The sequence below is a fragment of the Companilactobacillus sp. HBUAS59699 genome (assembly GCF_036913575.1).
GTDB lineage: Bacteria > Bacillota > Bacilli > Lactobacillales > Lactobacillaceae > Companilactobacillus.
In genome coordinates this window covers 57,871-78,696 of record NZ_JAYKTV010000005.1, presented here as the reverse complement: position 1 = coordinate 78,696, position 20,826 = coordinate 57,871, and the positions used below count along the sequence as shown (strand labels likewise).

The window sequence follows — 20,826 nt, the reverse complement described above, 5'->3', positions numbered from 1 at the left end:
TAATTCTTGTTAATCATAGAAAATTATACATTTAGAACTTAGGTAGTACAAACTTCTAGTGGAAATTTGCCAAAATAAAAACAGCCTTTTGGCTGCTGTTTGGTTTGGAGTTTTAGATTTGATGTTTGATGCCGCTAAGGGTGGAAAAAAATCCATCTGCCGTGGACCGGCCTCAGTCTTCGTCTTCGGCCTCGCTGGGAAGCCTGTAGTATTCCCAGTCGTCCAGTGTTCTAAGCGATAAATCGCTAAGAACACTTTTACGGCGGATTCCATTGTTTTCCTCCCTCAGCTAGATTGTATTACTACTATTTTTAATAGAAATACTTAGATATATAGCATTTCAATAATCATACTCTTACGTCTTATAAATAAAACCACATACCACGACAAATGAATAAACAATATTATCCAAATTATCGTGATATGTGGCTTTTTAATTATTGATATATTTAGCTGGAGGCCAGCAGTAATTCCATTTCTATTTCTTTTTCTTCTTCTTGTCTTGTGCTTCTTTCATTGCCTTGTTAGGTTCAACCTTACTATGAGCAGTGAAATTCAAGGAAACTCCACGGTTGATTGCTACAGCAGTCACTTGATATGTCAAGGTTTCGATATACTCTACTACCGGACGTGAAATTTGCTCAACTTGCTTAGGCTCAAGGTCTTCTTGAGTTCCTTGGAAACCAACCAACTGAACCACCTGACCAATCAAGCCAGAAACTTTAAATGGTGCATTTTCAGGATGGATCTCGAATGGAATAATTACTTGAAAAATCTTTCCTTCAGATTCATCTAAAAGTTGACCTTTTTCATCTTTAAAATCAGGATGTTCAATTTGAATTTGTAAATCTGATTTAACGTCAGCCGTTGGTGATTCTACATCATAATGAAATGATTGAACCGTAACAGCTCCCTTATGTGTCTTCATAAATATATCCCCTTTCACTCTCACCTATTAATCTAGTTTATCATGTTCATAATGGTGAGATAACTCAAGTCCGGCAAAATTTTGTTGTCTAACTGCTTCATAAATTACTAAAGCACAACTGTTAGAAAGGTTCAATGCTCGGATATTATCACTCATGGGGATTCTTAAACATTTTTCAGGATTATCACGCATGAAATCCTCTGGTAAGCCTGTAGTTTCCTTACCAAATAAGAAATAGTGATCCTTTGAAGTATCTGAGAAATCTTGATCACTATACACTTTGTCTGAAAACTTAGTGATCAAATACAGATACTGATCATCAGGAATTGATTCTAAGAAGGCATCCAAGTTATCGTGATAAGTAATATCGACCTTATCCCAATAATCCAAGCCAGCACGTTTCATATGTGCATCGTCAGTGCTAAAACCTAGTGGTCTGATCAAATGTAATTTTGTATTTGTTCCTGCGCAAGTACGGGCAATATTACCAGTATTTGCGGGCATAAGTGGTTCATACAAAGCTATATGGTTAGTCATTTCAAGTTCTCCTCTACCTACAATTAAATTAAAAAAACGCATACCCTCGGTGATCGCCACAGCAAGGACATGCGTTAGTTAAGCTTTTACCTTTACTTGCTTTTGTCAAAAATAATTCTGAGAAAAACAAGTAACCGCAAAGTTTATAAACAGTATACACAATATCTACTTCGACTACAATAATTTTTTGAATTATTTGTGAATTTTATCTGAATCATCTGTGTTTTCCATATTTTGATCGACCAATTGATTCTCTGCTTCCTCATCTTCATACCAATGAGAATTACGTTTGATCCACCTAAATACTCTAGTACAAATAATCTTCAGAATAGCAAAAATTGGAATTCCAGCAATCATCCCGATCAAACCGAACAATCCAGCTGAAACTAGTAAAACTAGAATTGTCGTAACTGGGTGCATCGACATTTTATTACCGACAATGATCGGTGAAATCACACGTGTCTCAATCGTCTGCTCTACTGCAAAAACGATCAATATTTTAATAACCATCGTTGGAGCGATGAAAGCACCGATTATCAATGATGGAATCAGGGCCAATGTTGAACCAACATACGGGATCAAGTTTAGGATCCCCGCACTGATTCCAAGCACTAATGCATATCGTTGACCAATGATCAAATAACCAACAAAAAACATCACCGCTACCCAAAAGGCAACCGTCAATTGTCCTGTAATATAAGAACTGAGAGATTGACTCATCTCAGTCAACATCTCACCCGTTGACTTTTTAAGTCGAGTTGGCATCAAAGATACAACTGATTCTTTGAACTTATTCTTATCCTTTAACATGAAGAACAAAATAAACGGTGCCGTTAACATAATAACGACTATATTAGTTACCGTACTGACAGCTGAACTGATTCCACTGAAAGTCTGCGGTAGGATCTTGTTGATAGCCTGCTCAAAGTTCTTTGTGATTTTAGCATTGGAATTAGCTAGATTCTCTCGGAAAACATGCAGCTTCGGATCCTTAAACATGTCCTGCAAGCTCTTATTTAAAGCATCCCAATAATGTGGCCAATTCTGTACTAAGGAATCGATTTGACTCTGAACGAAAGGAATCAGAGACATTAACCCCCAGATTAATAATGCCGCAATAATAATAAAAACAAAGATTATCGAGATAACACGATTGACATGAAACTTACTCTCGAGCACATCGATCAAAGGATTGATCAAGTAATATAGCACCAACGCCAGTATCACTGGTGGCATAGTGATACCTAAGATTCTGTTGATTGGATCAAAAACAAAGCTGATCTGTGAAAACAAATAAATAACTAGAAAAGCTATGAAAATATTCAACAAAACAACTGTAACTTGATTATTCAAAAACCACTTGTAAAACCAAGTTTTTTCTTTTTCTGGAATTTGTTTCATACTCGCTCCTTACGTGTACAAAAAATATCATTGTAGATTATACTGTATACTATACATTGTTTGGAGGAATTTGTAATGAAAGAAAAAGTTCTCTTTAGTGGCTACACTAAAAAAACCGGTAAGGGTGTCTATCAAGCTGAATTTGATTCAGACACTGGTAAACTATCAACCCCAGAAACACTTGTTGAGCTTGATAGCCCAACTTATATCGATGTAACTAATGACTTAAAACTTATTGCACTAGCTAAAAAAGGCGACAAAGGTGGTATCGTCTCTTATGATATTAGTGGTAGTCAGCCTCAATTATTAGATGAGGACTTTTCCGAAGCAGGCTCCCCATCTTATGTAAAATTTGACGCAAGCCGTAGTCTTATTTTCAGCGCTTATTTTCATCTAAGTAAAGTTACAATCGACCATTTATCTAACGACGGCAAAATCGAACGTTACTCAGAACTAAACTTCAAAGGTTCTGGTCCTCGTCCAGAACAAGATCAATCTAAACCACACTACGCTGCTCTAACACCAGACGGTAAACTTATCATCTGTGATTATGGTGCTGATCGAATTTATATTTATGACATCAATGATCCTAAAAATCCAAAACTATTAAACGACTACATTGCTCCAGCCGGCTATGCTCCTAGACATTTGGTATTCCACCCTACTAAGCCATATGTCTATGTTGCTTGTGAATTATCATCTAAGGTTCTCGTATTGGAATATAACGAAGAAGATTCTCGCCTTACACTAGTAGACGAAATGGACGCAGCTAAGGACGAACAAAAAAATACTACCGCTGCAATCCGCATTACTAAAGACGGACAATATCTATACGTATCAACGCGTGGCGCCGACACTATCGCTACGTTTGAAGTGTCACCCGAAGGTGATCGTCTCAAAAAAGTTGATACAGTTAAGACAAAAGGTCATGGTCCTCGAGACTTCGAGCTTGACCCTTCAGAAAAATATTTGTTAGTTGCAAATCAAGATTCTGACAATTTGACCATCTTCACACGCAGTTCTAAGAAGGGAAGATTGAATCTTCTTGAAGAAAATATTTCCATTTCTGAGTGTGTATGTGTACACTTTATTTAGTTTCAAAATTATAGGAGAAAATAATAATGTTCATTGAAATTATAAAGACCATCATACTCGGTATAATTGAAGGTTTCACTGAATTCCTACCGATCAGTTCGACCGGACATTTATACTTAGCTGATGAATTCGTTAAACTAAACGAATCCCCTGCCTTCATCCACATGTTCATGGTTGTTATTCAATTCGGGGCTATCTTGGCGGTTATCTTAATTTACTTCCACAAGTTGAATCCTTTCTCACCTAAGAAAAACCGTCGTGAGAAACGTTTGACTTGGGATATTTGGTTCAAAGTTCTTGTTGCCATCATCCCTTCAGTCGTAATTGGACTGCCATTGAATGATTGGATGGACAAGAATCTGACCAGCTGGCAAGTTATCGCTGCTACCTTATTGATTTATGGTATTTTATTCATTATCGTTGAAAACTACTTCAAGAATAAGCGCCCACAAGTCACTGATCTTGATAACTTATCATACGGTACAGCCTTTAAGATCGGACTTTTCCAAGTCTTATCACTAGTTCCTGGTACTTCACGTTCAGGTGCAACGATACTTGGTGGTATCTCGATCGGTACATCCAGATTCGTTGCCACAGAATTTTCATTCTTCCTTGCTATCCCAACTATGTTTGGTGCTAGTTTGTTGAAGATCGTGAAGTATTTTGCTGGAGGTAATACATTCTCAGCTGATGAGCTAACAATTCTTTTGGTTGGTACTTTCGTATCATTCCTCGTTGCCTACGCTTCAATCAAGTTCTTATTGAACTATATTAGAAGTAATGACTTCAAGGCCTTTGGTTGGTATCGAATCATCTTGGCTATCGTTGTTATCTTGTACTTCGGCTTCATAAAAGGCATGATTGCTTAAATTTAATACAGGAACGTCGCAAGACGTTCTTTTTTTGTGTACAATTATCATGCTTAAAAAAATCGAAAGAAGTGATTCTTATTTATAAAGAAATTGCTGTAGAAAATTTTACAACTATCCCTCAAGCTGTCCTAGCTGGGGCTAACAGAATTGAATTGAATGATAACTTGGCAGTTGGTGGAACAACTCCTAGTACTGGTGTTTTGCAAGAAACAACTAAATACTTACAAGAAAAATCGATCCCTCTTGTCGAGATGATCCGTCCCCGTGGTGGCAATTTTATCTACAACGACTTAGAACTAAAAATGATGGAAGCCGACCTCTTCCAAGCACAGAAACTGGGTGTCGATGCCGTGGCTTTCGGTGCTTTAACTGAAGACGGTGAATTAGACGAAGATGCTATGGAACAACTGATTGCTGCCAGTTCCGGTATGCAAGTAGTCTTCCACATGGCCTTCGATGATATTCCCGAAGAGAATCAACCTGAGACGATCGATTGGTTAGTCGATCACGATGTTGACCGTATCCTAACTCACGGTGGACCTTTGGATATCAGCATCAATGAAACAATCGATAATATCAAAAAAACTATCGATTACGCTGATGGCAGAATCGACATTCTACCAGGTGGTGGTATTACTTATGAAAACAGCGATGAAGTGGCTTCAAAATTAGATGTCAAAGAACTGCATGGTACACGTTTAATAGATTTGGCATAACAAAAACGTTGAGTGAAAAATTCACTCAACGTTTTTTTAATAACTATTCACATTCGTACGAATGATTGCAAAAATATCCCTGCAATACTGAAGTAGATCAGAACACTGGTCAAATCACTCAGTGTTGAGATAAATGGTCCACTGGCAACGGCCGGATCAAACCCAAAGCTTGACATCAACATTGGAATCAAACTACCAGCTAAGTTAGCAACTGTAATTGCCGCACACATCGCTAAACCGATAACCATTCCCAGAATGAAGTTGTGCTTCCAAAATCCTACTAGCAACCAAACTGACGCTCCAGTAACCACACCGGTTATTAAACCGGTCAATAACTCTTTGCCGATCAACTTAAAGAACTCATGTCGATCGATCTCTTCAACTGCTAAACGCCTAACTGCCACAGCCAAACTCTGTGTACCAGCATTACCGGCTGTACCAGTAATGGTAGAAATGAACACTGCTAGAATACTTGCTTCAGCAAGTAAACCTTCATAATGATTGATCAAAGTCGCTGTGATCATACTAAGTAGCAACAAAGTGATCAACCAAGGTAGACGCTTTGAAGCGGCCTTCAGTGGATTATCTTGAACTGTCTCATCGACACTAACACCGGCAAGTCCAGAATAGTCTTGCAAGGATTCATCATCGATAACTTCAATAACATCATCAACCGTAACGATACCGACCATCTGATTGGCATGGTCAACGACCGGAACAGCTAGGAATTCATAATCTCTGAAGACCTTAGCAACTTCTGCCTGATCCGCATCAACGTTAACCGTTATAACGTCGCTATTCATCTGTTCACCTAAGGTGTCATCGGGATTCAAGAGGATCAAATCACGCAGTGACATGACTCCAACTAAGTCATCATGATTATCTAATACGTATAAGTAATAAATCGTCTCCGCTGTCTCGGCAAATTCACGTAAGTCACGAATCGCATTAGCAGCTGTTTCTTCTTCATGAAAACGAACGTAATCCGTAGTCATGATACCACCGGCAGTCTCAGTGTCGTAATGCAATAATCCACGAAGATTATTAGCATCCGAACGAGGCATCTGGCCTAAGAAACGATCAACGTCAGACTTGTCTAAATGTTCCAAGACATCGGCGGCGTTATCATCGTACATATCATTCAGCATTTCTGCTGCAAAATCTAAATCCATTTCTTTTAAAAATTCAGGTATTTCTGGTAAGTCATCTTCGATAGTATCGAACATGTCACCCATTTCATCTGGTTCCAACAAGGAATACAGACTCAATCGTTCTGGTTTATCTAAGGTAAGGTAAAAAGTACTCTGGTCATAAAAATGCATATCTAGATAGGTCTTTCGAAATCGTTTCTTATCACCCTTGTCTAGATAAATTTTAAGTTGTGCAAACTTTTCTTGCAGTCTTTTTTCATTTTCATCCATTACTCTCACCCCTTTAACGCACCCCTTAACAATACCATATCTTGAGGAATTGGTGCCTTTAATTTTAATAACTTTTTCGTAACTGGATGGATTATTTCTAGCTCATAACAATGCAGTGCTTGACGGCTGATTCGGGAATCTTTTTGGTGACTATACATTTCGTCTCCAATGATGGGATGCCCCATGGCGCTAAGGTGAACTCGAATCTGGTGAGTCCGACCTGTTAATAACTTTAATTTCAGCAAACTAGCTGTTTTGAAGTTCTCCACTGTCTCATACATTGTCTTCGAATCTTTGCCTTTTTGCCAATCAATTGCTCGCAAATAAAAAGCCTTAGGGTCAATGCCGATCGGTAGATCGATCAACCCTGAAGCCGGCTCCATCTGTCCATATACTAATGCTAAATAATACTTTTTGAATCCCTCCGAATGTAATATTTGATCTAATAGGGAATGTGTATATGAATTCTTGGCAAAAACCATTAATCCTGAAGTATCTCGGTCCAATCTTGTAACTAGATGGATCGAGCTATTTTCGTTTTTTTGTTCTAAATAATACTTAACTATATTTGCCATCGTCTTGCTTGACCTTGCCTTAGCGGGAAGACTAGCTAATCCTGGTGGCTTATTCACAACTAATAAATACTCATCCTCATAAATAACATCGATCTGACCGGCCATAGGCTCGATCAGATCTGATGGTTGCTCATCATTCAACACGATCAACAATGAATCCCCTGTCTTCATCTTGAAGTTAAAATGACGCTGCTTATGATTGACGAAAATTTGACCGCCTTTGTTTTTCAAATTATGTAATTGACTAGAAGAGAAGCGCTGATGTTCTAAGAACTTACGGATTATCTTCTTGTCAGTATCTTTGATCGTGAACTTTAAGAAACGATTATTGTGGCTCATCCTGACCTAAAAAGGCTGTTTCTACTCTAGTCCAGAAGTGGCGGTGACGATATTGGGCGAATTGTGCCCGTTGATAATTCAATTTTACTGAGATCTTTTTAACATTTTTTAACTTCGTAGAAATACCATCACAAGTAATAACATAGTCGTCCGCCTTGTGTGGATAAAGATCTACTTGTTGATTATGTGGAATAATGATCGGTGAAGAAATAGTTCTATAAACACGGTTATTGATCGATGCCATTTCGACCATTTGATAAACACTGATCTTTGGGTGAATCAATGCCCCACCAATAGCCTTAGAATAAGCCGTCGATCCTGTCGGTGTCGCAAAGCAAAGCCCATCACCACGGAAGTTTTCAAAGAATTCGCCATCTAGATTGACCTTTGTCTTCATCGTCAATGCTGATAAACGACGCATGACAGCCTCATTAATAGCTGTTTCATGGAAGGATTCACCTTCTAAGCGTTCAACCTTGATATCCAAAAGTGGATAGCTAGTTGACGGAATCTTCTCGTTACACTTGATAATGCAGTCGACTAACTCGTCGATCTCCTTATCAGTCCAATCAGAATAAAATCCTAAGTGTCCCGTGTGTAACGCCAAGAACTTGACCGTATCCAAATGTGCTGCATAAGCGTGGAAAGTACTCAGCAAAGTACCATCACCACCAACACTGATCACTAACAACGGATCACGGCGGTCTTGTTCCATACCATTATCAACTAGTGCCTGTCTGATTTTTTTGGCGGCAGCTATCGACTGTTCTTTATTGTTATTATTTACCCAAAATTTCATTGTTATTTGTCCTTATGCTCCGTTGTATTATTTACATCTCGTTTACGATCAGTGAAATACTGCTGTGCATCTTGAATCTCTTCTCGAATCTTTGACATTTCCTCGTCCAGCATGAACGATGCTTCTGCGGCACGCTTCAACCGTTCATTGATCTCTTCAGGAAAATCCCCTTGGTACTTGTAGTTAAGTGAGTGTTCGATTGTTGACCAAAAATTCATTGCTAAAGTTCTGATTTGAATCTCAGCCAAGATGTTTTTCTGGCCATTAGCTGTCTGAATGGGATACTCTATAACTACATGATATGAACGATAACCACTGGACTTACTGTTAGCGATATAGTCACGTTCCTCGATCACACGCATATCTTCTCTGATATGCAGTAACCTGGCAACGTCATATATATCTTCAACAAATTGACACTGGATCCTTATTCCGGCAATGTCTTGCATGTCTTGCTCAAGCAGATCTTCAGAAATATAACGACGGCGCATCTTTTCTTTGATACTGTCAATAGTCTTAACACGACCAGTCACAAATTCAATTGGTGAGTGTTCGTTTTTTTCTAAAAATTCCTTACGGAGATCTCTAAACTTGATCTTTAATTCATCCACCGCCTGTGAATATGGTATCAAAAACTCATTCCATTTGATTTCTGTCATGATAACCCCACTTACTTCCTTATTTAATATATCGTAATTCCGAGGAAGTTGCACTATAATGAGAAAATTACGAGAAAAATCGACTCATGAGTTAAAAATTTTACCTTTTATATTATTGCTGTTAGAATGACTATGCTAAAGAGATGGAGGGAATCAAAATGTGGGAAGTATTTATTTATATAAATCCCGTATGTTCGTATTGCCTAAAGGTAGAACAATCAATTATTGACTTCACAAGAAAATACGAAATTGAAACACAATATCATTTTGTTACAAATTTTAACATGGAAACAATCAATGATTACATTCAATTGCAAGGCTACAAGTTATGTGACTTGGAACAACGTGCTAAAGCTACCCAAGAAGTAGAAGAAGCAGCTCGCTTATACAAAGCAGCCTCTTGCCAAGGAAACAAAAAAGCTCGTAACTTCTTGATGAACTTACAAGAACAAATCAACGTATTGGACAATCCGTTCAATGACGAAACTGTTAAGACAGCTATCGTCAACAGTGGTCTGGACTATAAATCCATAATGGCTGAAAAGAACAGTGAATGCGTCGAATTGGGTATCAAACGCGATAAACAATTATCAAAAGAAATGCACATCGAAAAAGCTCCAACAATCGTCATCTTCGATAATGAACATCCTGAAAAACCCGGCTTGATGATCAATGACTTTGGTAGTAAAACGTCCGAAGAAACTATCAGTCACAATTTGAATATGATGCTCGAAGCAACTATGCCGGAAGTTAAACCGGCTTATATTAATAACAATACTGTCGTAAGTATTGACCAATTTAGAAGATAATTCAGTTATCTTCTTTTTTTGTGCACAAAAACGGTTGTCGCAAATAATTTGCCTGCTCCCCACAGACTAACCTCCATTGTTGATTTTGATAAATTGGTTTGATAGCACCGAACTTTTGATTCCTCAAAAAATCTTCCACCGTCTGATCATTAACTTGATAAAATTTCAATTTCAAGGCATCGGCTTTTTTATTCTTCAGCTTACGAATCTTCTCTAACTGATACGAATTAATCTCCACCGATTCATCGATCGAGAATTCAGCTTTAAAGTTCAATAAATCATGAATATTCTCGATCAGAAATGTTTTTCGTTTATACTTGATCTTACTAAAAGGACCAAATAGTTTGATCTCGTAGAATAAGTTTATTTGTTCCTGCATAGAGTCCAACATAATCAGGTAGAACCCCCATGATTTGCGATATGAGACAAATTTCAAGTGGACCCTGTATATTTGGTTAGACAAATATTCTCCGCCTAATATCCAAATATTTGGGATTTTCAACGCATGATAACTAGCGACACGATCGGATAATTTATTAACATTGATCTTGGCACATTGATATTCAATGACTGTCTTGTGATCAATTAAGATATCGGGACGTTGTTTGATAGTTTTCAAGTAGTATTCCGACTCAATATCCTTATAACCGAGGATCTTCAAAGAATCGATGATCAATTCCTTGCCCTTCTTGTGAATATCACGTTCATTCTCATCGTTATGACTGACATTTTCATGTCGAAAGAATGCATTATTGTCATTTTTTATTAAGATCACTGGTCGTTCACATTTTACACAATAGTATTTATCATCAAAGTTACTCTCGATTGCATTGGTTAATTGCTTATCTTGATTTAATGCCGCATACATATTTTTCACCTCTTAAATTAAATTACGTAAAAGGTTTTGTTTCTGATGTTTCTTCCGCTTCCGGTCAGAAGTAATTCCATCTGTAGCGGGACCAGTTCAAGCCACAAAGCGGTCTTGAACTTCGCTTTCTTGCTTTGCATAAACCGCAAATCAAGAAAGACGTCCGTGCTGTAAATTCGGGAAGTTCACCCTCATTAACACCACTGTCGCTACTGATTCCATTACTTCTGACCTCCAGCTAAATTTGATTACTACACAAATAGGGAACATCACGACTGTTTTGTCATGATGTTCCCTATTTAGATAGCATTAGTAATAATAAAAAATAATTAATCAACATCAGATGAATGCCACTCTAGTGGTAATCCAACCTAGCTGACGGTGGAAAATAACGGAATCCGCCGTGATAGTGTACTTAGCGATTTATCGCTTAGTACACTGGACGACTTTGAAGACTACAGGCTTCAAAGCGAGGTTGAAAACGAAGTTTGAAACCGGTCCTACGGCAGATGGAGTTATTTTCCACCGTCAGCGGCATCTAACACCCACAAACAGCAATCTTAAAAATACTGCACTAACCGCTTATTCCCCACACCATCGTAGTACGTTTGAAAATTAGTATTAAACACATAACCAAGATTTTGACTATTTAAAATTTGAGTGCTGCCACCATTAACGATCATGCCGTTTTTGTACAATAAGACCCAATCAGACAACATCGCTAACGTATCGATATCATGGTCAACAATAAAGAATGACTGATATTGCTTTCTAAACCGAATCAAATTGACTAACTTTGCTTTGTACAGTGGGTCGAGATTATTAAAAGGCTCATCCAAAAATACATAATTAGTATTCTCAATCAGAACGGCTAGGACTAACAGAACTTGTTGTTGTCCACCAGACAAATTATTAAAAGATTCATCCAGCTTATCAGACAAGCCAAAATAATTAACAAACTCCATGTAATCGATATTCTGATGATTACTCATGTCCAGAATCGAACGGACACTGATCAATCCATAAACTCGTTCACGCTGATTAAAGTATGAAACAATTTGAGACCGTTGTTTGATCGGCATCTCTAGGAAATTCGTATTCCGATACAAAACTTGTCCTTGATAATCCTGAATCTGCCCGGTCATAATCTTCAATAACGTACTCTTACCACTACCATTAGGGCCGATCAGTGACGTTACACCAGCATTGGGTAGCGCTACTGAAAGATTATTTATAATTAAATTATCATCATATGAATAACTAATATTCCTTGCTTCCATGGCTACCTCGCAATACAAAATAGAATAGGATTGGTGCACAGATCAAACTGCAGATCAGTCCCGCTGGTACTTCAACTGGGAAGAACAAATTACGTCCAATAAAGTCAGATATCAGCATTAAATTAGCTCCCAACAATACCGTATCGAAGAAATAATTTTCAGTTTTGGTACCATTGATCGACTTAACAATATTGGGAATGACGATTCCAATGAATAAGAATTCGCCCACAATACCAACAACTGTCGCAATAATAATACTTATGATAACGAGAATATAAATATTTATTTTTTTAATATCGATTCCCAATTCAGTGATCTTGTTATCATTGAATGAATAGTAAGGGATGTACTTGTCAAATAAGACTAAAACTGACAATAAAATTCCACCTACAATGATCATTAAGTAAGTCACACTGGGACTGACTAAGTTAAAGCCTGAAAAAATCGCATTGTCGGCGTGTGTGATATAACTCATAACTTGATTCAAACTTATGAAGAAGACTGTTAAACAGACACCAAATAAAACAAATCTCGTTGGACCAATATCCTTAGACTTCAACCAAATTAATATGGCAATCAAAATAAATGAGCCTACAGCGCCGTAAATAATATTAGAACCTAAGAATGCTGGTAAAAATATCGCCAAAAGATTTTTAAAAAAACTCGTACTAGAAGTTAATCCTACTAATCCCGGGTCAACTAAATTATTTCGAAAAATCAATTGTAAGAACAATCCAGCAATACTGATCAAGCCACCGGTAAAGACCGCTACCATCGTACGGCTGATCCGCAATTGTAAAATCGGATAGTCACTCGTTTGGATATCAAAAATATTCACCATACTGTTGTCACCTGAGAAAATATTCAAAAAGACAAATATTAATAAAACAACAATATTGAAGAACAAAAATTTATTAAACTTACTTTGCTTACTTGTTGACAATTTTATCAATCCCATTCATAGCTTTGATAACGTTCATATTGGCAGTTGATGAATAAGTCGGTTCTCTCAAGTAATAAACCTTCTTATTCTTGAACGCTGGCAGTGACTGCCACATTTTGTTGCTGGAGAATTCCTGTTTGAATGACTTTTCTACTGTTTCTGGCATCGCATGCGCTAAACAAATAACGATCTCCGGTTTAGCCTTTTGAATCTCTTCCATATTGACCGAAATATATTCTCCATTGGAATTCTTCGGCTCGATCACTTTGTTGTTAGTAATTTCCACAAGCGACCCGATGTAAGAATTGCTGGTGGCTTGCAAGTAACTACCGCCGGGCATTCCAAATAAGACTAGCACCCGTTGACGTGGGCGATTCTTATTCTCCTGCTCGATCGCACGTTGACGCTTGTCTAACTTGTCAATGAATGCTTGTGCATAAGTTTCCTTATGATATTTCTTAGCCAACATCTTCATTGACTTCTTCAGATCTCCGACCGTCTGAAGATTGACATATTTAACATTAATACCATTCGCCTGATAACTCTTACCTTGCATATCCTTTAGAGTCGTCACCGAATAAACCGAATCAGCGTTCAGTTTTTTGATTTTTTCCATACTAGGAGCATTCGGCGTTCCCACTCGAGCGACATTCTTATAGTCCTTGGGCAAAGGATATTCAGAACTAGGCATCCCCTTTAGATCCATATGTAATTCATCCGCCATCCAAGTCAGAGCATCGGTCGTCATTACGACTGAACCTGTCTGCTTAGCTTGATTGACTGACAGAGTGTGTAAGAAAAATATCGAAACTAAACTTATCAACCAAAGAAAAAAGACGAAGATTATTTTTTTAGAAGAATTTCTTCGTTGCAAAATATCCTCCGCCTGCAACCAGTGCCACTACGGTCGTGATTGCTGTAATTCTTGGAATGTTGATGTTATTAGTTTTATTTTTCTTGTCTTTTTTCTCGATAGACTTGGTTTGACTATCTGATTTCTTAGCTGGAGTTTTTGCTTCGGCTTTTTTCTTTGCATTAGTGCTTAACTTCTTGGGTTCACCGACTTTGACCGCCTTCTCATCAGTATCAGCGGTATTATTATCATCACCGTTACTGTCAGCAGCATTGTCTCCACCACTGCCAGCATCATCGGCTTGTCCTGTATCAGCAATTTGATTGCTGCCACCTTGTCCAGAATTATTGTTCGATGAAGCAGCGGCTTGATTACCACCACCTAGACTAGGAATATTATAAAATTTCAAAGTAAACGTGTGCGTCGCATGAATATTGTATGAATCAACATTGATCGTCATCGTCCCCGTAATATTCGACAATTGATCTGATTCAAAAGTTACTGCTGAATAATAATTACCATTGTCATCGTAATTCTTGATTCCAGTAATGTTGGCATTCATTGACTTAACTTGGACCGGATATTTACCAAGCGCTTTTTGAGTTTTGATCGTATAAGTAACTTGGTACTTGTTGTTAACGATATTAAGTTCCGCAGGTTTGACCATATAGGCATCAGCATAACTAGTATCACTAGTTCCCGACTTCAGCGCACTGAAGTTGATCGTTGCAGCATCTGCCGTCAGTTGTAGGCCATTAAACAGTGCCACGATGGAAAAAATTAGACTGGCAAAAATTAAATAACCGAGCTTCTTCATTATTTTTTGCCTGTAAATTTGACTTTACCAGCACCAGCTAATGTAACTGCAAGCATAATGAAACCTGCATACATGATATATGTTGGTAATCCCTTAGCGTCTGTCTGTGGTAGTGAACCTGATGTATTGCCAGTCGTACCTGTCGTTCCAGTTGTGCCTAGAGTTGTTCCACTAGTTGCGGCAGTACCTGAACCAGTAGAACCATTGTCTAATACCTGCTTGTTTCCATTGTTAGTTGGATCTTGAATTGGTAGGTCAGTTGTATCGAAGACCAAATCAGCTGTTTCTGTACCACTGAATATTCCACCGGCAATATTGATATCCATAGTTACAGGAATGGCGTTATTCAAATCCGATAAGTTATCAATGTTGAACTTGAAACTCTTAAGATAACTGTTGTCGTCAGATGTTGTTGTAACAGTGCTTTGATCGATGTCATTCCCGTTTACAGAATCGATTTTAACCGCGTCTTCACCGTATGATAAAGGATAATCCATTTGAACTTCAACAGAGAAAGTGCCGTCATCGTTAGGATTTACAAAGGCAGTTTGAGTGAAGTATTGTTCTGATGCTGAGGCTGTATTTGTACCAGTCTTGTTTACTACGTATGGGACTTGGTATTCGTCTTTAATATCATCATCTGAACTATCTCCAGACTTCAATTTATTTATTTGAGCTTCGTAATCCTTTATCTTACTTGCTAACTCATCTTTTGCCGCTTGAGTTGCATTATTGGCATCTGAAAGCTGGTCTTGCAACGATTCTAACTCACTCTCCAATTCTGATAACTCATCACTTGAATCAGAAGCCTTCTTCAATTTAAAATTAGCACTTTCCGTTGCACTGAATTTAGGTTCAGCAATATCCATTTTCATAGTAACTGGAATATAGTCATCTATATCATCAGTAGAAAAATTAAATGTTTGAGAATAATTATCCCCATCTTCCTTAATACTATATTGGCTATCAGTAATGTTATTACCGGCAATTTTTGTAAACGTCACGGCATTCTTACCATAAGATTTGGGATAATTTAATTGCATCTGAACTGTGTATGTTCCATCAGAATTTTTAGTTACTTTGGCTTTTTTTGTAAAGTATTTAGATGAAACAGATGTACCATCTGATGGATTTTCCTTTAAAACTTCATAAGTATAATTTGTGTCAGTTTCATCATCAACGTCTATTGGTTCTGCTGAATTAGAATCTGCTAATGCTTGATTCAATTGTTCTTTTAAACTATCAGCAACTGTTTGAAGTGCAGATAATTTATCTTCTAAATCCGATTTAGCTGCTTTTGCTTTTTTCAACTCATTTTGTGCATCAGATAAGGTATTTGATAATACGCTACCAGTATCAGTTAGCTTATTGACCTTTTCCGTTAGTTCGGTTATTTGACTATTCAACTTATCTTGTTGATCTTGCAAATCTTTTTTATCACTCTCTAAATCAGAAACTTTTTTAGTTAAAGATGTTACCTCAGAATCAGAAGCATCTTTATCAGCTTTTAATTTTTTCAATTGACTATTTAAATCATTAATCGTATTACTTAGATCCTTATTTTTAGCATCAGTATCATTTTTTGATTTTGTCAATGAATCTAACTGATTTTGCAAATCGTCAATTTGATCTTTTAATACTTTATTAGCATTATCAGTATCACCTTCAGATATCATAGCATCTGACAAACTTAATTTATCAAATTTCAAATTAGCTGATGGCTCCATTACCATTGGCTTATCATCTGGTCCAGCTTTTGGATTAAGTACATCGGCGGGAATAGTTATAACAAATAGGATAGGTATTTCATTTTCCAAAGAAATCAAATCAGGTACACTAAAACTAAAAGTGTAAATATTGTTGATTGCATCTGAAGTTTTATCTTCATCTACATTAATATTTTTTTCTCCATCTATAGAAGTAATTTGTAAAAGCGGTGTAGTATCTGAAGTATCCATTGCTTTAACAACTTTTGCTTGCATATTTACTTCATAAGATCCATCAGAATTTTTAGTAACTTTAGCCACTTTAGTTAAGTAGTTAGCGGCTGCCGATGCCTTAGAGTCGTCATCAGCATTTCTAACATCATAATTTATTTTATACTCAGTAGCAGTCTCGTCTTTACTATCTGAATCTGAAGACAACACTTTATTTAAAACATTGGTATTATCACCAAGTAACTTACTTATTGTTGTATCAGTTCCAGCAGCGCTAACATGAGTAGGATTATCGACAGTATAACTTGTGGCAGTGCCAACGCTCCCCAATAGAATCAAAGCCGCGCTAAATAGTGTTACTCCCTTATACTTCATTATTTAATCTCCCCCATCAAATTGAAGTTTATCGATTTTTTGATTTCGATAAATGTAAATCTTGATTTAAGAATATAACAGCGTTTCCATTCCGTCAATAAGTAACAACCCTAAGTATGGAATATTGTGATATTCCTATATTATATATAATACCAAAAAAGAACTTCAAATTTATATTTTTGAAGTTCTTTTTGGTATTAGTTTTTTAATAATTTAACCACCAAAACACAAAAAAAGAAGTCACCATAACAGCAACTTCTCTTCCAGTTCCTTCTATTATATGTTTTCAATTCATGGTCATTCCACCGGTAACGTTGATTCCTTGCCCAGTCATATAATCTGACAAGTGACTCGACAGGAATAAGACAACATTGGCGACATCTTGAGGCTGACCAGTTCTACCTAGTGGAACTTGGCTATTATCCTCTTGTTCAATCTCATCTGGTGTCAATCCCCGAATCTCAGCGCCGTCTTTTCGTTCACGATGTTTCATTGAAGTTTCCACGATACCAGGACAAACGGCATTGACGTTGATTTGGTTATGAGCGACTTCGATTGCTAAGGTCTTAGTTAATCCCAACACGGCGTGCTTGGATGCGACATAAGCAGACATTGCTCGATAACCATTCTTCCCTGCTTGGGAAGCTATCAAGACAACCTTACTCGGTCGCTTGGCCTTAACCATTTCACTGACGATATGCTTAGTGATCAAATATGTTCCACGCGTATTCACGGCAATCGTCTTATCGAAATCACTCGTCTTACTCTCAATCAAATAATTCATTGTCGAAATTCCAGCCACATTGACCAAAACATTCGGTACTAAATTATTGGCGATAAGTTGAGCTGTAAGGTTTTTAACACTCTCTTCGTCACTGACATCTAGTTGGATCTTGTAAAGTTTCGCTGATGACTTAACCAATTCTTTATTGTCAAAGGCTAGATCAGCACAGATGACAATTGATTTTTCATTCAAAAAAGTTTCAGCGACTGCTTGCCCGATGCCTTGATGCCCGCCGGTAACGAGTACTACTTTATCCTCTAATTCTTCAAATAAACTCATGAACTCGACTCCTTTACAACTTCAAATTAAATAACGTTTCTGTTAAATGGATCGTCACTGATTCCTTCTTCAAGAATCTTCTTTGACCATTCCTTGGCTGAGAATAATGAGTGATCACGATAGTTACCACAGCTGTACTTGTCTGTTCCTTGAACGTCCTTCCATTCGATCTTATTAGCAATGTCGTCCAAAGCACCTTTCAAAGCTTGTGCCACTTCAGTTGTTGAATGTTCACCCCAAGTGATCAGATGGAAGCCCGTACGACAACCAAATGGTGAACAATCAATAACACCGTCTAATCTATCTCTCAACAATCCTGCTAGTAAATGTTCGATGGTATGTAATCCGGCAGTTGGAATAGCATTCTCATTTGGTTGAACTAGACGGAGGTCATAATTTGAAATCGTGTCGCCCTTTGTTCCGTGTTCTTCAGTAATCAATCTAACGTATGGTGCCTTAACCTTTGTGTGATCCAATGTAAAACTTTCAACTTTTGCCATAATGTAATATCTCCTTAAAATTTTATTTCAAATATGATAGAGGCTTATTGACCTCAATTTTGGTTCCGTAATATTTCTTTGTAATATATTTTTGGATTGCTTTGTTGTGATACAACTTAACTAATTTCTTGTATTGTTTATTATTCTTATTCTTTGCGGCAGTTGCCAAAATATTGACATTGTCCTTCGTGCTTTGATCGACACTTTCGTGGTAGATAGAATCGGTCAAAACATGTAATCCACCATCCAAAGCAACTGTGTTAGAAATAAGAACCACATCGACATCATTTAGAACACGAGGTCCAGTGGTGTCATCGATCTCTTTGAATTTCAGATTCTTAGGATTGCTCTTGATATCCTTCGTGTTGCTCAGAGCATCGAAGCCTTTATCAAGTGTGATCAAACCTGCCTTTTGTAGTAGCAACAAATCTCTGGAAGTATTGGCCGGATTGTTGGCAATTGCTATGGTTGTTCCATCAGGGATATCACTGACTTTTTTGAATTTTTTAGAATAAATTCCCAGTGGTTCAAGATAAGTTGTTCCTAAGGCTGCTAACTTGCCATTTGGATTTTGCTTATTGTAAGCCAAGAAGTATGACCATGACTGGAATGCATTGACATCAACTTGACCCTCAGTCGTTGCTTTGTTCAATTGTGTTCCATCGGTGATCTCTTTTACTTTGATATCAAGTCCTGCATCCTTGGCTTGCGAACTCTTAGCAATGTGTTGCCAAATCTCTAAATCAGAACCTTGCGAACCAACGGTGATTGTCTTATTGGCAGATGCCGAAGATTGGTTGCCACAACCTGCTAGTATAAAAATCGATAGTGCTAATATGATAGTTCCAAAAACTTTGTGCCACTGCTTTTTCATTTCCTTTTCCCCCTCAAATTAAAAAACTCTTTAGCTTGAGTACCACATGGGTGGTTTATAAATTAATAAATTTCTCATATATCCGCCTCCTCAAAATCTCATGCAATAAAAAAATCGTCCCTACATACACAGAATTACTCTGCAATGTAGGGACGATTACCGTGGTACCACCCTAATTCGTATTTTAGTTACACAAAATACCTCAACGACACTAACATGTCCGGGATGATATCGCATCCTTGCGTACCTTTGGCTTTCACCTAGGTAAGACTCCAAGCTCATCTTCGGTTAAACTTTCGTTCCGCCTTTTCACTATCTAGCGGTCACTATGCAAACTACTAATCAACTTACTCTTCTCTTCAACGTCTAATAAGATTAAATAATCTTTAATCATTTGATTGGTGATTAATTTACACTTTTATTTTTATATTGTCAAATAAAATTTTAAATTAATACAAAAAAAGAGCCGCCATCGCGACTCTTAATTCTTAAAATAATGTCTAGTCATTTCTAATGCTGTATTGCTCATTACTTTTTTACCATACTCTGACAATACGGCAGCTGTGACCTTAGTCTTATAACTATACTCACTCAACATTGCCATAACATCATTGTAAGACATATCATACATTTCATCAGTAAACAGGACTAATTGCAAGTAGTACTTACCTTGATATTCCCATAAATTAGAAATACCACTCTCCAAGTGCAATAAATCAGCAAGTTGAATGTAGTCTTCGAAATTCTTAAATTCAACAATAATTGCCTTCGTAGGTGTATCAGGATCATTCAAGTATGGTGCAGTATCCTCATCGTACTCAGCATTACCCAATTTAGCATTATCATATTCAAATTGATTATTATCAGTACTATCATCATTTGAATTTTGTAACGTATTTAATGGCAATGAACCAGCGCCATCAACATCGTCACTCTTGCTAATAAGTAACTCCAAACCCTGTTTATTTGGCATAATCTGAAAAGTTACCGGTTCATTGTTAGAGAAAACGTGGTCCTTGTCAACTTCATCCAAAATACTGTAGAAAAATGATTCGATCTGTTTCTTGTTTCCCAAGAGATCAAGCACAGTTACTCCACGATCTTGCAAATCCTGCGTACTAAGAATGACTCTGATTGTGTTCTCATTAAGTCGATCCATTTCCAT

22 protein-coding genes are annotated in these 20,826 nt (G+C 37.3%); 4 read left to right on the top strand and 18 right to left on the bottom strand.

What is annotated here, in order from left to right; all coding sequences use genetic code 11:
- Positions 1 to 9: 9 nt before the first annotated feature.
- The 4 genes from U8519_RS10185 to U8519_RS10170 form a co-directional block, all read right to left on the bottom strand.
- A complete protein-coding gene (locus U8519_RS10185) occupies positions 10 to 273 on the bottom strand; it encodes a hypothetical protein (RefSeq protein ID WP_334330202.1) in 264 nt (87 codons plus the stop codon).
- A gap of 205 nt (positions 274 to 478) precedes the next feature.
- A complete protein-coding gene (locus tag U8519_RS10180) occupies positions 479 to 928 on the bottom strand; it encodes a DUF1149 family protein (protein WP_334330201.1) in 450 nt (149 codons plus the stop codon).
- 27 nt (positions 929 to 955) lie between these two features.
- Positions 956 to 1,465, bottom strand: coding sequence for a tRNA (uridine(34)/cytosine(34)/5-carboxymethylaminomethyluridine(34)-2'-O)-methyltransferase TrmL (gene trmL, locus U8519_RS10175; protein WP_334330200.1), 510 nt, complete (start codon positions 1,463 to 1,465; stop codon positions 956 to 958).
- A gap of 192 nt (positions 1,466 to 1,657) precedes the next feature.
- On the bottom strand, positions 1,658 to 2,866 hold the full coding sequence (locus tag U8519_RS10170; RefSeq protein ID WP_334330199.1) for an AI-2E family transporter: 1,209 nt from the start codon (positions 2,864 to 2,866) through the stop codon (positions 1,658 to 1,660).
- Between the two features lie 75 nt (positions 2,867 to 2,941).
- Here U8519_RS10170 and U8519_RS10165 point away from each other — a divergent pair, with 75 nt between their 5' ends.
- The 3 genes from U8519_RS10165 to U8519_RS10155 all read left to right on the top strand — a co-directional run bounded on the left by U8519_RS10165 (position 2,942) and on the right by U8519_RS10155 (position 5,549).
- Positions 2,942 to 3,961 (top strand): lactonase family protein, encoded by a 1,020-nt coding sequence (locus U8519_RS10165; RefSeq protein WP_334330198.1) that lies wholly within the window; start codon positions 2,942 to 2,944, stop codon positions 3,959 to 3,961.
- Positions 3,962 to 3,987: 26 nt separating this feature from the next.
- On the top strand, positions 3,988 to 4,830 hold the full coding sequence (locus tag U8519_RS10160; RefSeq protein ID WP_334330197.1) for an undecaprenyl-diphosphate phosphatase: 843 nt from the start codon (positions 3,988 to 3,990) through the stop codon (positions 4,828 to 4,830).
- 80 nt (positions 4,831 to 4,910) lie between these two features.
- Entirely contained in the window at positions 4,911 to 5,549 is a 639-nt protein-coding gene (locus U8519_RS10155) for a copper homeostasis protein CutC (protein WP_334330317.1), read from the top strand.
- 47 nt (positions 5,550 to 5,596) lie between these two features.
- Here U8519_RS10155 and mgtE read toward each other — a convergent pair whose 3' ends face one another.
- From mgtE to U8519_RS10135, 4 genes are read right to left on the bottom strand one after another with little or no spacing between them, the layout of a single operon-like run.
- Positions 5,597 to 6,970: a magnesium transporter gene (gene mgtE / locus U8519_RS10150; protein WP_334330196.1), complete on the bottom strand. Its 1,374-nt coding sequence runs from the start codon at positions 6,968 to 6,970 to the stop codon at positions 5,597 to 5,599.
- Between the two features lie 5 nt (positions 6,971 to 6,975).
- Entirely contained in the window at positions 6,976 to 7,884 is a 909-nt protein-coding gene (locus U8519_RS10145) for an RluA family pseudouridine synthase (RefSeq protein ID WP_334330195.1), read from the bottom strand.
- A complete protein-coding gene (locus U8519_RS10140; RefSeq protein WP_334330194.1) occupies positions 7,871 to 8,683 on the bottom strand; it encodes an NAD kinase in 813 nt (270 codons plus the stop codon). The genes U8519_RS10145 and U8519_RS10140 overlap by 14 nt, the downstream gene beginning before the upstream one ends.
- A gap of 2 nt (positions 8,684 to 8,685) precedes the next feature.
- Complete coding sequence (locus U8519_RS10135) at positions 8,686 to 9,342, bottom strand: GTP pyrophosphokinase (RefSeq protein ID WP_334330193.1); 657 nt, start codon at positions 9,340 to 9,342, stop codon at positions 8,686 to 8,688.
- A gap of 158 nt (positions 9,343 to 9,500) precedes the next feature.
- Between U8519_RS10135 and U8519_RS10130 the strand changes: the two genes are divergently transcribed.
- Positions 9,501 to 10,151 carry a DsbA family protein gene (locus tag U8519_RS10130; RefSeq protein WP_334330192.1) on the top strand — a complete coding sequence of 217 codons (651 nt, stop codon included), beginning with the start codon at positions 9,501 to 9,503 and terminating at the stop codon, positions 10,149 to 10,151.
- A gap of 1 nt (position 10,152) precedes the next feature.
- Here U8519_RS10130 and U8519_RS10125 read toward each other — a convergent pair whose 3' ends face one another.
- From U8519_RS10125 to U8519_RS10080, 10 genes are all read right to left on the bottom strand, one after another.
- Positions 10,153 to 11,019 carry a competence protein CoiA family protein gene (locus U8519_RS10125; protein WP_334330191.1) on the bottom strand — a complete coding sequence of 289 codons (867 nt, stop codon included), beginning with the start codon at positions 11,017 to 11,019 and terminating at the stop codon, positions 10,153 to 10,155.
- Between the two features lie 560 nt (positions 11,020 to 11,579).
- Positions 11,580 to 12,299, bottom strand: a complete 720-nt coding sequence (locus U8519_RS10120) for an ABC transporter ATP-binding protein (RefSeq protein ID WP_334330190.1) — start codon at positions 12,297 to 12,299, stop codon at positions 11,580 to 11,582.
- On the bottom strand, positions 12,280 to 13,257 hold the full coding sequence (locus U8519_RS10115) for an iron ABC transporter permease (RefSeq protein ID WP_334330189.1): 978 nt from the start codon (positions 13,255 to 13,257) through the stop codon (positions 12,280 to 12,282). Before U8519_RS10115 ends, U8519_RS10120 begins: the two co-directional genes overlap by 20 nt.
- Positions 13,229 to 14,116: an ABC transporter substrate-binding protein gene (locus tag U8519_RS10110; RefSeq protein ID WP_334330188.1), complete on the bottom strand. Its 888-nt coding sequence runs from the start codon at positions 14,114 to 14,116 to the stop codon at positions 13,229 to 13,231. The genes U8519_RS10115 and U8519_RS10110 overlap by 29 nt, the downstream gene beginning before the upstream one ends.
- Positions 14,094 to 14,912 (bottom strand): NEAT domain-containing protein, encoded by an 819-nt coding sequence (locus U8519_RS10105; RefSeq protein ID WP_334330187.1) that lies wholly within the window; start codon positions 14,910 to 14,912, stop codon positions 14,094 to 14,096. Before U8519_RS10105 ends, U8519_RS10110 begins: the two co-directional genes overlap by 23 nt.
- On the bottom strand, positions 14,912 to 17,224 hold the full coding sequence (locus U8519_RS10100) for a hypothetical protein (RefSeq protein ID WP_334330186.1): 2,313 nt from the start codon (positions 17,222 to 17,224) through the stop codon (positions 14,912 to 14,914). The genes U8519_RS10105 and U8519_RS10100 overlap by 1 nt, the downstream gene beginning before the upstream one ends.
- 286 nt (positions 17,225 to 17,510) lie before the next feature.
- Entirely contained in the window at positions 17,511 to 18,287 is a 777-nt protein-coding gene (locus U8519_RS10095) for an SDR family NAD(P)-dependent oxidoreductase (protein WP_334330185.1), read from the bottom strand.
- A gap of 26 nt (positions 18,288 to 18,313) precedes the next feature.
- Positions 18,314 to 18,787, bottom strand: coding sequence for an S-ribosylhomocysteine lyase (locus U8519_RS10090; RefSeq protein ID WP_334330184.1), 474 nt, complete (start codon positions 18,785 to 18,787; stop codon positions 18,314 to 18,316).
- A 22-nt stretch (positions 18,788 to 18,809) separates the two neighbouring features.
- Positions 18,810 to 19,661 (bottom strand): MetQ/NlpA family ABC transporter substrate-binding protein, encoded by an 852-nt coding sequence (locus U8519_RS10085; protein WP_334330183.1) that lies wholly within the window; start codon positions 19,659 to 19,661, stop codon positions 18,810 to 18,812.
- A 481-nt stretch (positions 19,662 to 20,142) separates the two neighbouring features.
- A complete protein-coding gene (locus tag U8519_RS10080) occupies positions 20,143 to 20,826 on the bottom strand; it encodes an adaptor protein MecA (RefSeq protein WP_334330316.1) in 684 nt (227 codons plus the stop codon).

Excerpts from the sequence above, each read along its gene's own strand:
- U8519_RS10185 (WP_334330202.1), bottom strand. The coding sequence starts at position 273 with ATGGAATCCGCCGTAAAAGTGTTCTTAGCGATTTATCGCTTAGAACAC.
- U8519_RS10180 (WP_334330201.1), bottom strand. The coding sequence starts at position 928 with ATGAAGACACATAAGGGAGCTGTTACGGTTCAATCATTTCATTATGAT.
- trmL (WP_334330200.1), bottom strand. The coding sequence starts at position 1,465 with ATGACTAACCATATAGCTTTGTATGAACCACTTATGCCCGCAAATACT.
- U8519_RS10170 (WP_334330199.1), bottom strand. The coding sequence starts at position 2,866 with ATGAAACAAATTCCAGAAAAAGAAAAAACTTGGTTTTACAAGTGGTTT.
- U8519_RS10165 (WP_334330198.1), top strand. The coding sequence starts at position 2,942 with ATGAAAGAAAAAGTTCTCTTTAGTGGCTACACTAAAAAAACCGGTAAG.
- U8519_RS10160 (WP_334330197.1), top strand. The coding sequence starts at position 3,988 with ATGTTCATTGAAATTATAAAGACCATCATACTCGGTATAATTGAAGGT.
- mgtE (WP_334330196.1), bottom strand. The coding sequence starts at position 6,970 with ATGGATGAAAATGAAAAAAGACTGCAAGAAAAGTTTGCACAACTTAAA.
- U8519_RS10145 (WP_334330195.1), bottom strand. The coding sequence starts at position 7,884 with ATGAGCCACAATAATCGTTTCTTAAAGTTCACGATCAAAGATACTGAC.
- U8519_RS10140 (WP_334330194.1), bottom strand. The coding sequence starts at position 8,683 with ATGAAATTTTGGGTAAATAATAACAATAAAGAACAGTCGATAGCTGCC.
- U8519_RS10135 (WP_334330193.1), bottom strand. The coding sequence starts at position 9,342 with ATGACAGAAATCAAATGGAATGAGTTTTTGATACCATATTCACAGGCG.
- U8519_RS10130 (WP_334330192.1), top strand. The coding sequence starts at position 9,501 with ATGTGGGAAGTATTTATTTATATAAATCCCGTATGTTCGTATTGCCTA.
- U8519_RS10125 (WP_334330191.1), bottom strand. The coding sequence starts at position 11,019 with ATGTATGCGGCATTAAATCAAGATAAGCAATTAACCAATGCAATCGAG.
- U8519_RS10120 (WP_334330190.1), bottom strand. The coding sequence starts at position 12,299 with ATGGAAGCAAGGAATATTAGTTATTCATATGATGATAATTTAATTATA.
- U8519_RS10115 (WP_334330189.1), bottom strand. The coding sequence starts at position 13,257 with ATGGGATTGATAAAATTGTCAACAAGTAAGCAAAGTAAGTTTAATAAA.
- U8519_RS10105 (WP_334330187.1), bottom strand. The coding sequence starts at position 14,912 with ATGAAGAAGCTCGGTTATTTAATTTTTGCCAGTCTAATTTTTTCCATC.
- U8519_RS10100 (WP_334330186.1), bottom strand. The coding sequence starts at position 17,224 with ATGAAGTATAAGGGAGTAACACTATTTAGCGCGGCTTTGATTCTATTG.
- U8519_RS10095 (WP_334330185.1), bottom strand. The coding sequence starts at position 18,287 with ATGAGTTTATTTGAAGAATTAGAGGATAAAGTAGTACTCGTTACCGGC.
- U8519_RS10090 (WP_334330184.1), bottom strand. The coding sequence starts at position 18,787 with ATGGCAAAAGTTGAAAGTTTTACATTGGATCACACAAAGGTTAAGGCA.
- U8519_RS10085 (WP_334330183.1), bottom strand. The coding sequence starts at position 19,661 with ATGAAAAAGCAGTGGCACAAAGTTTTTGGAACTATCATATTAGCACTA.
- U8519_RS10080 (WP_334330316.1), bottom strand. The coding sequence starts at position 20,826 with ATGGAAATGGATCGACTTAATGAGAACACAATCAGAGTCATTCTTAGT.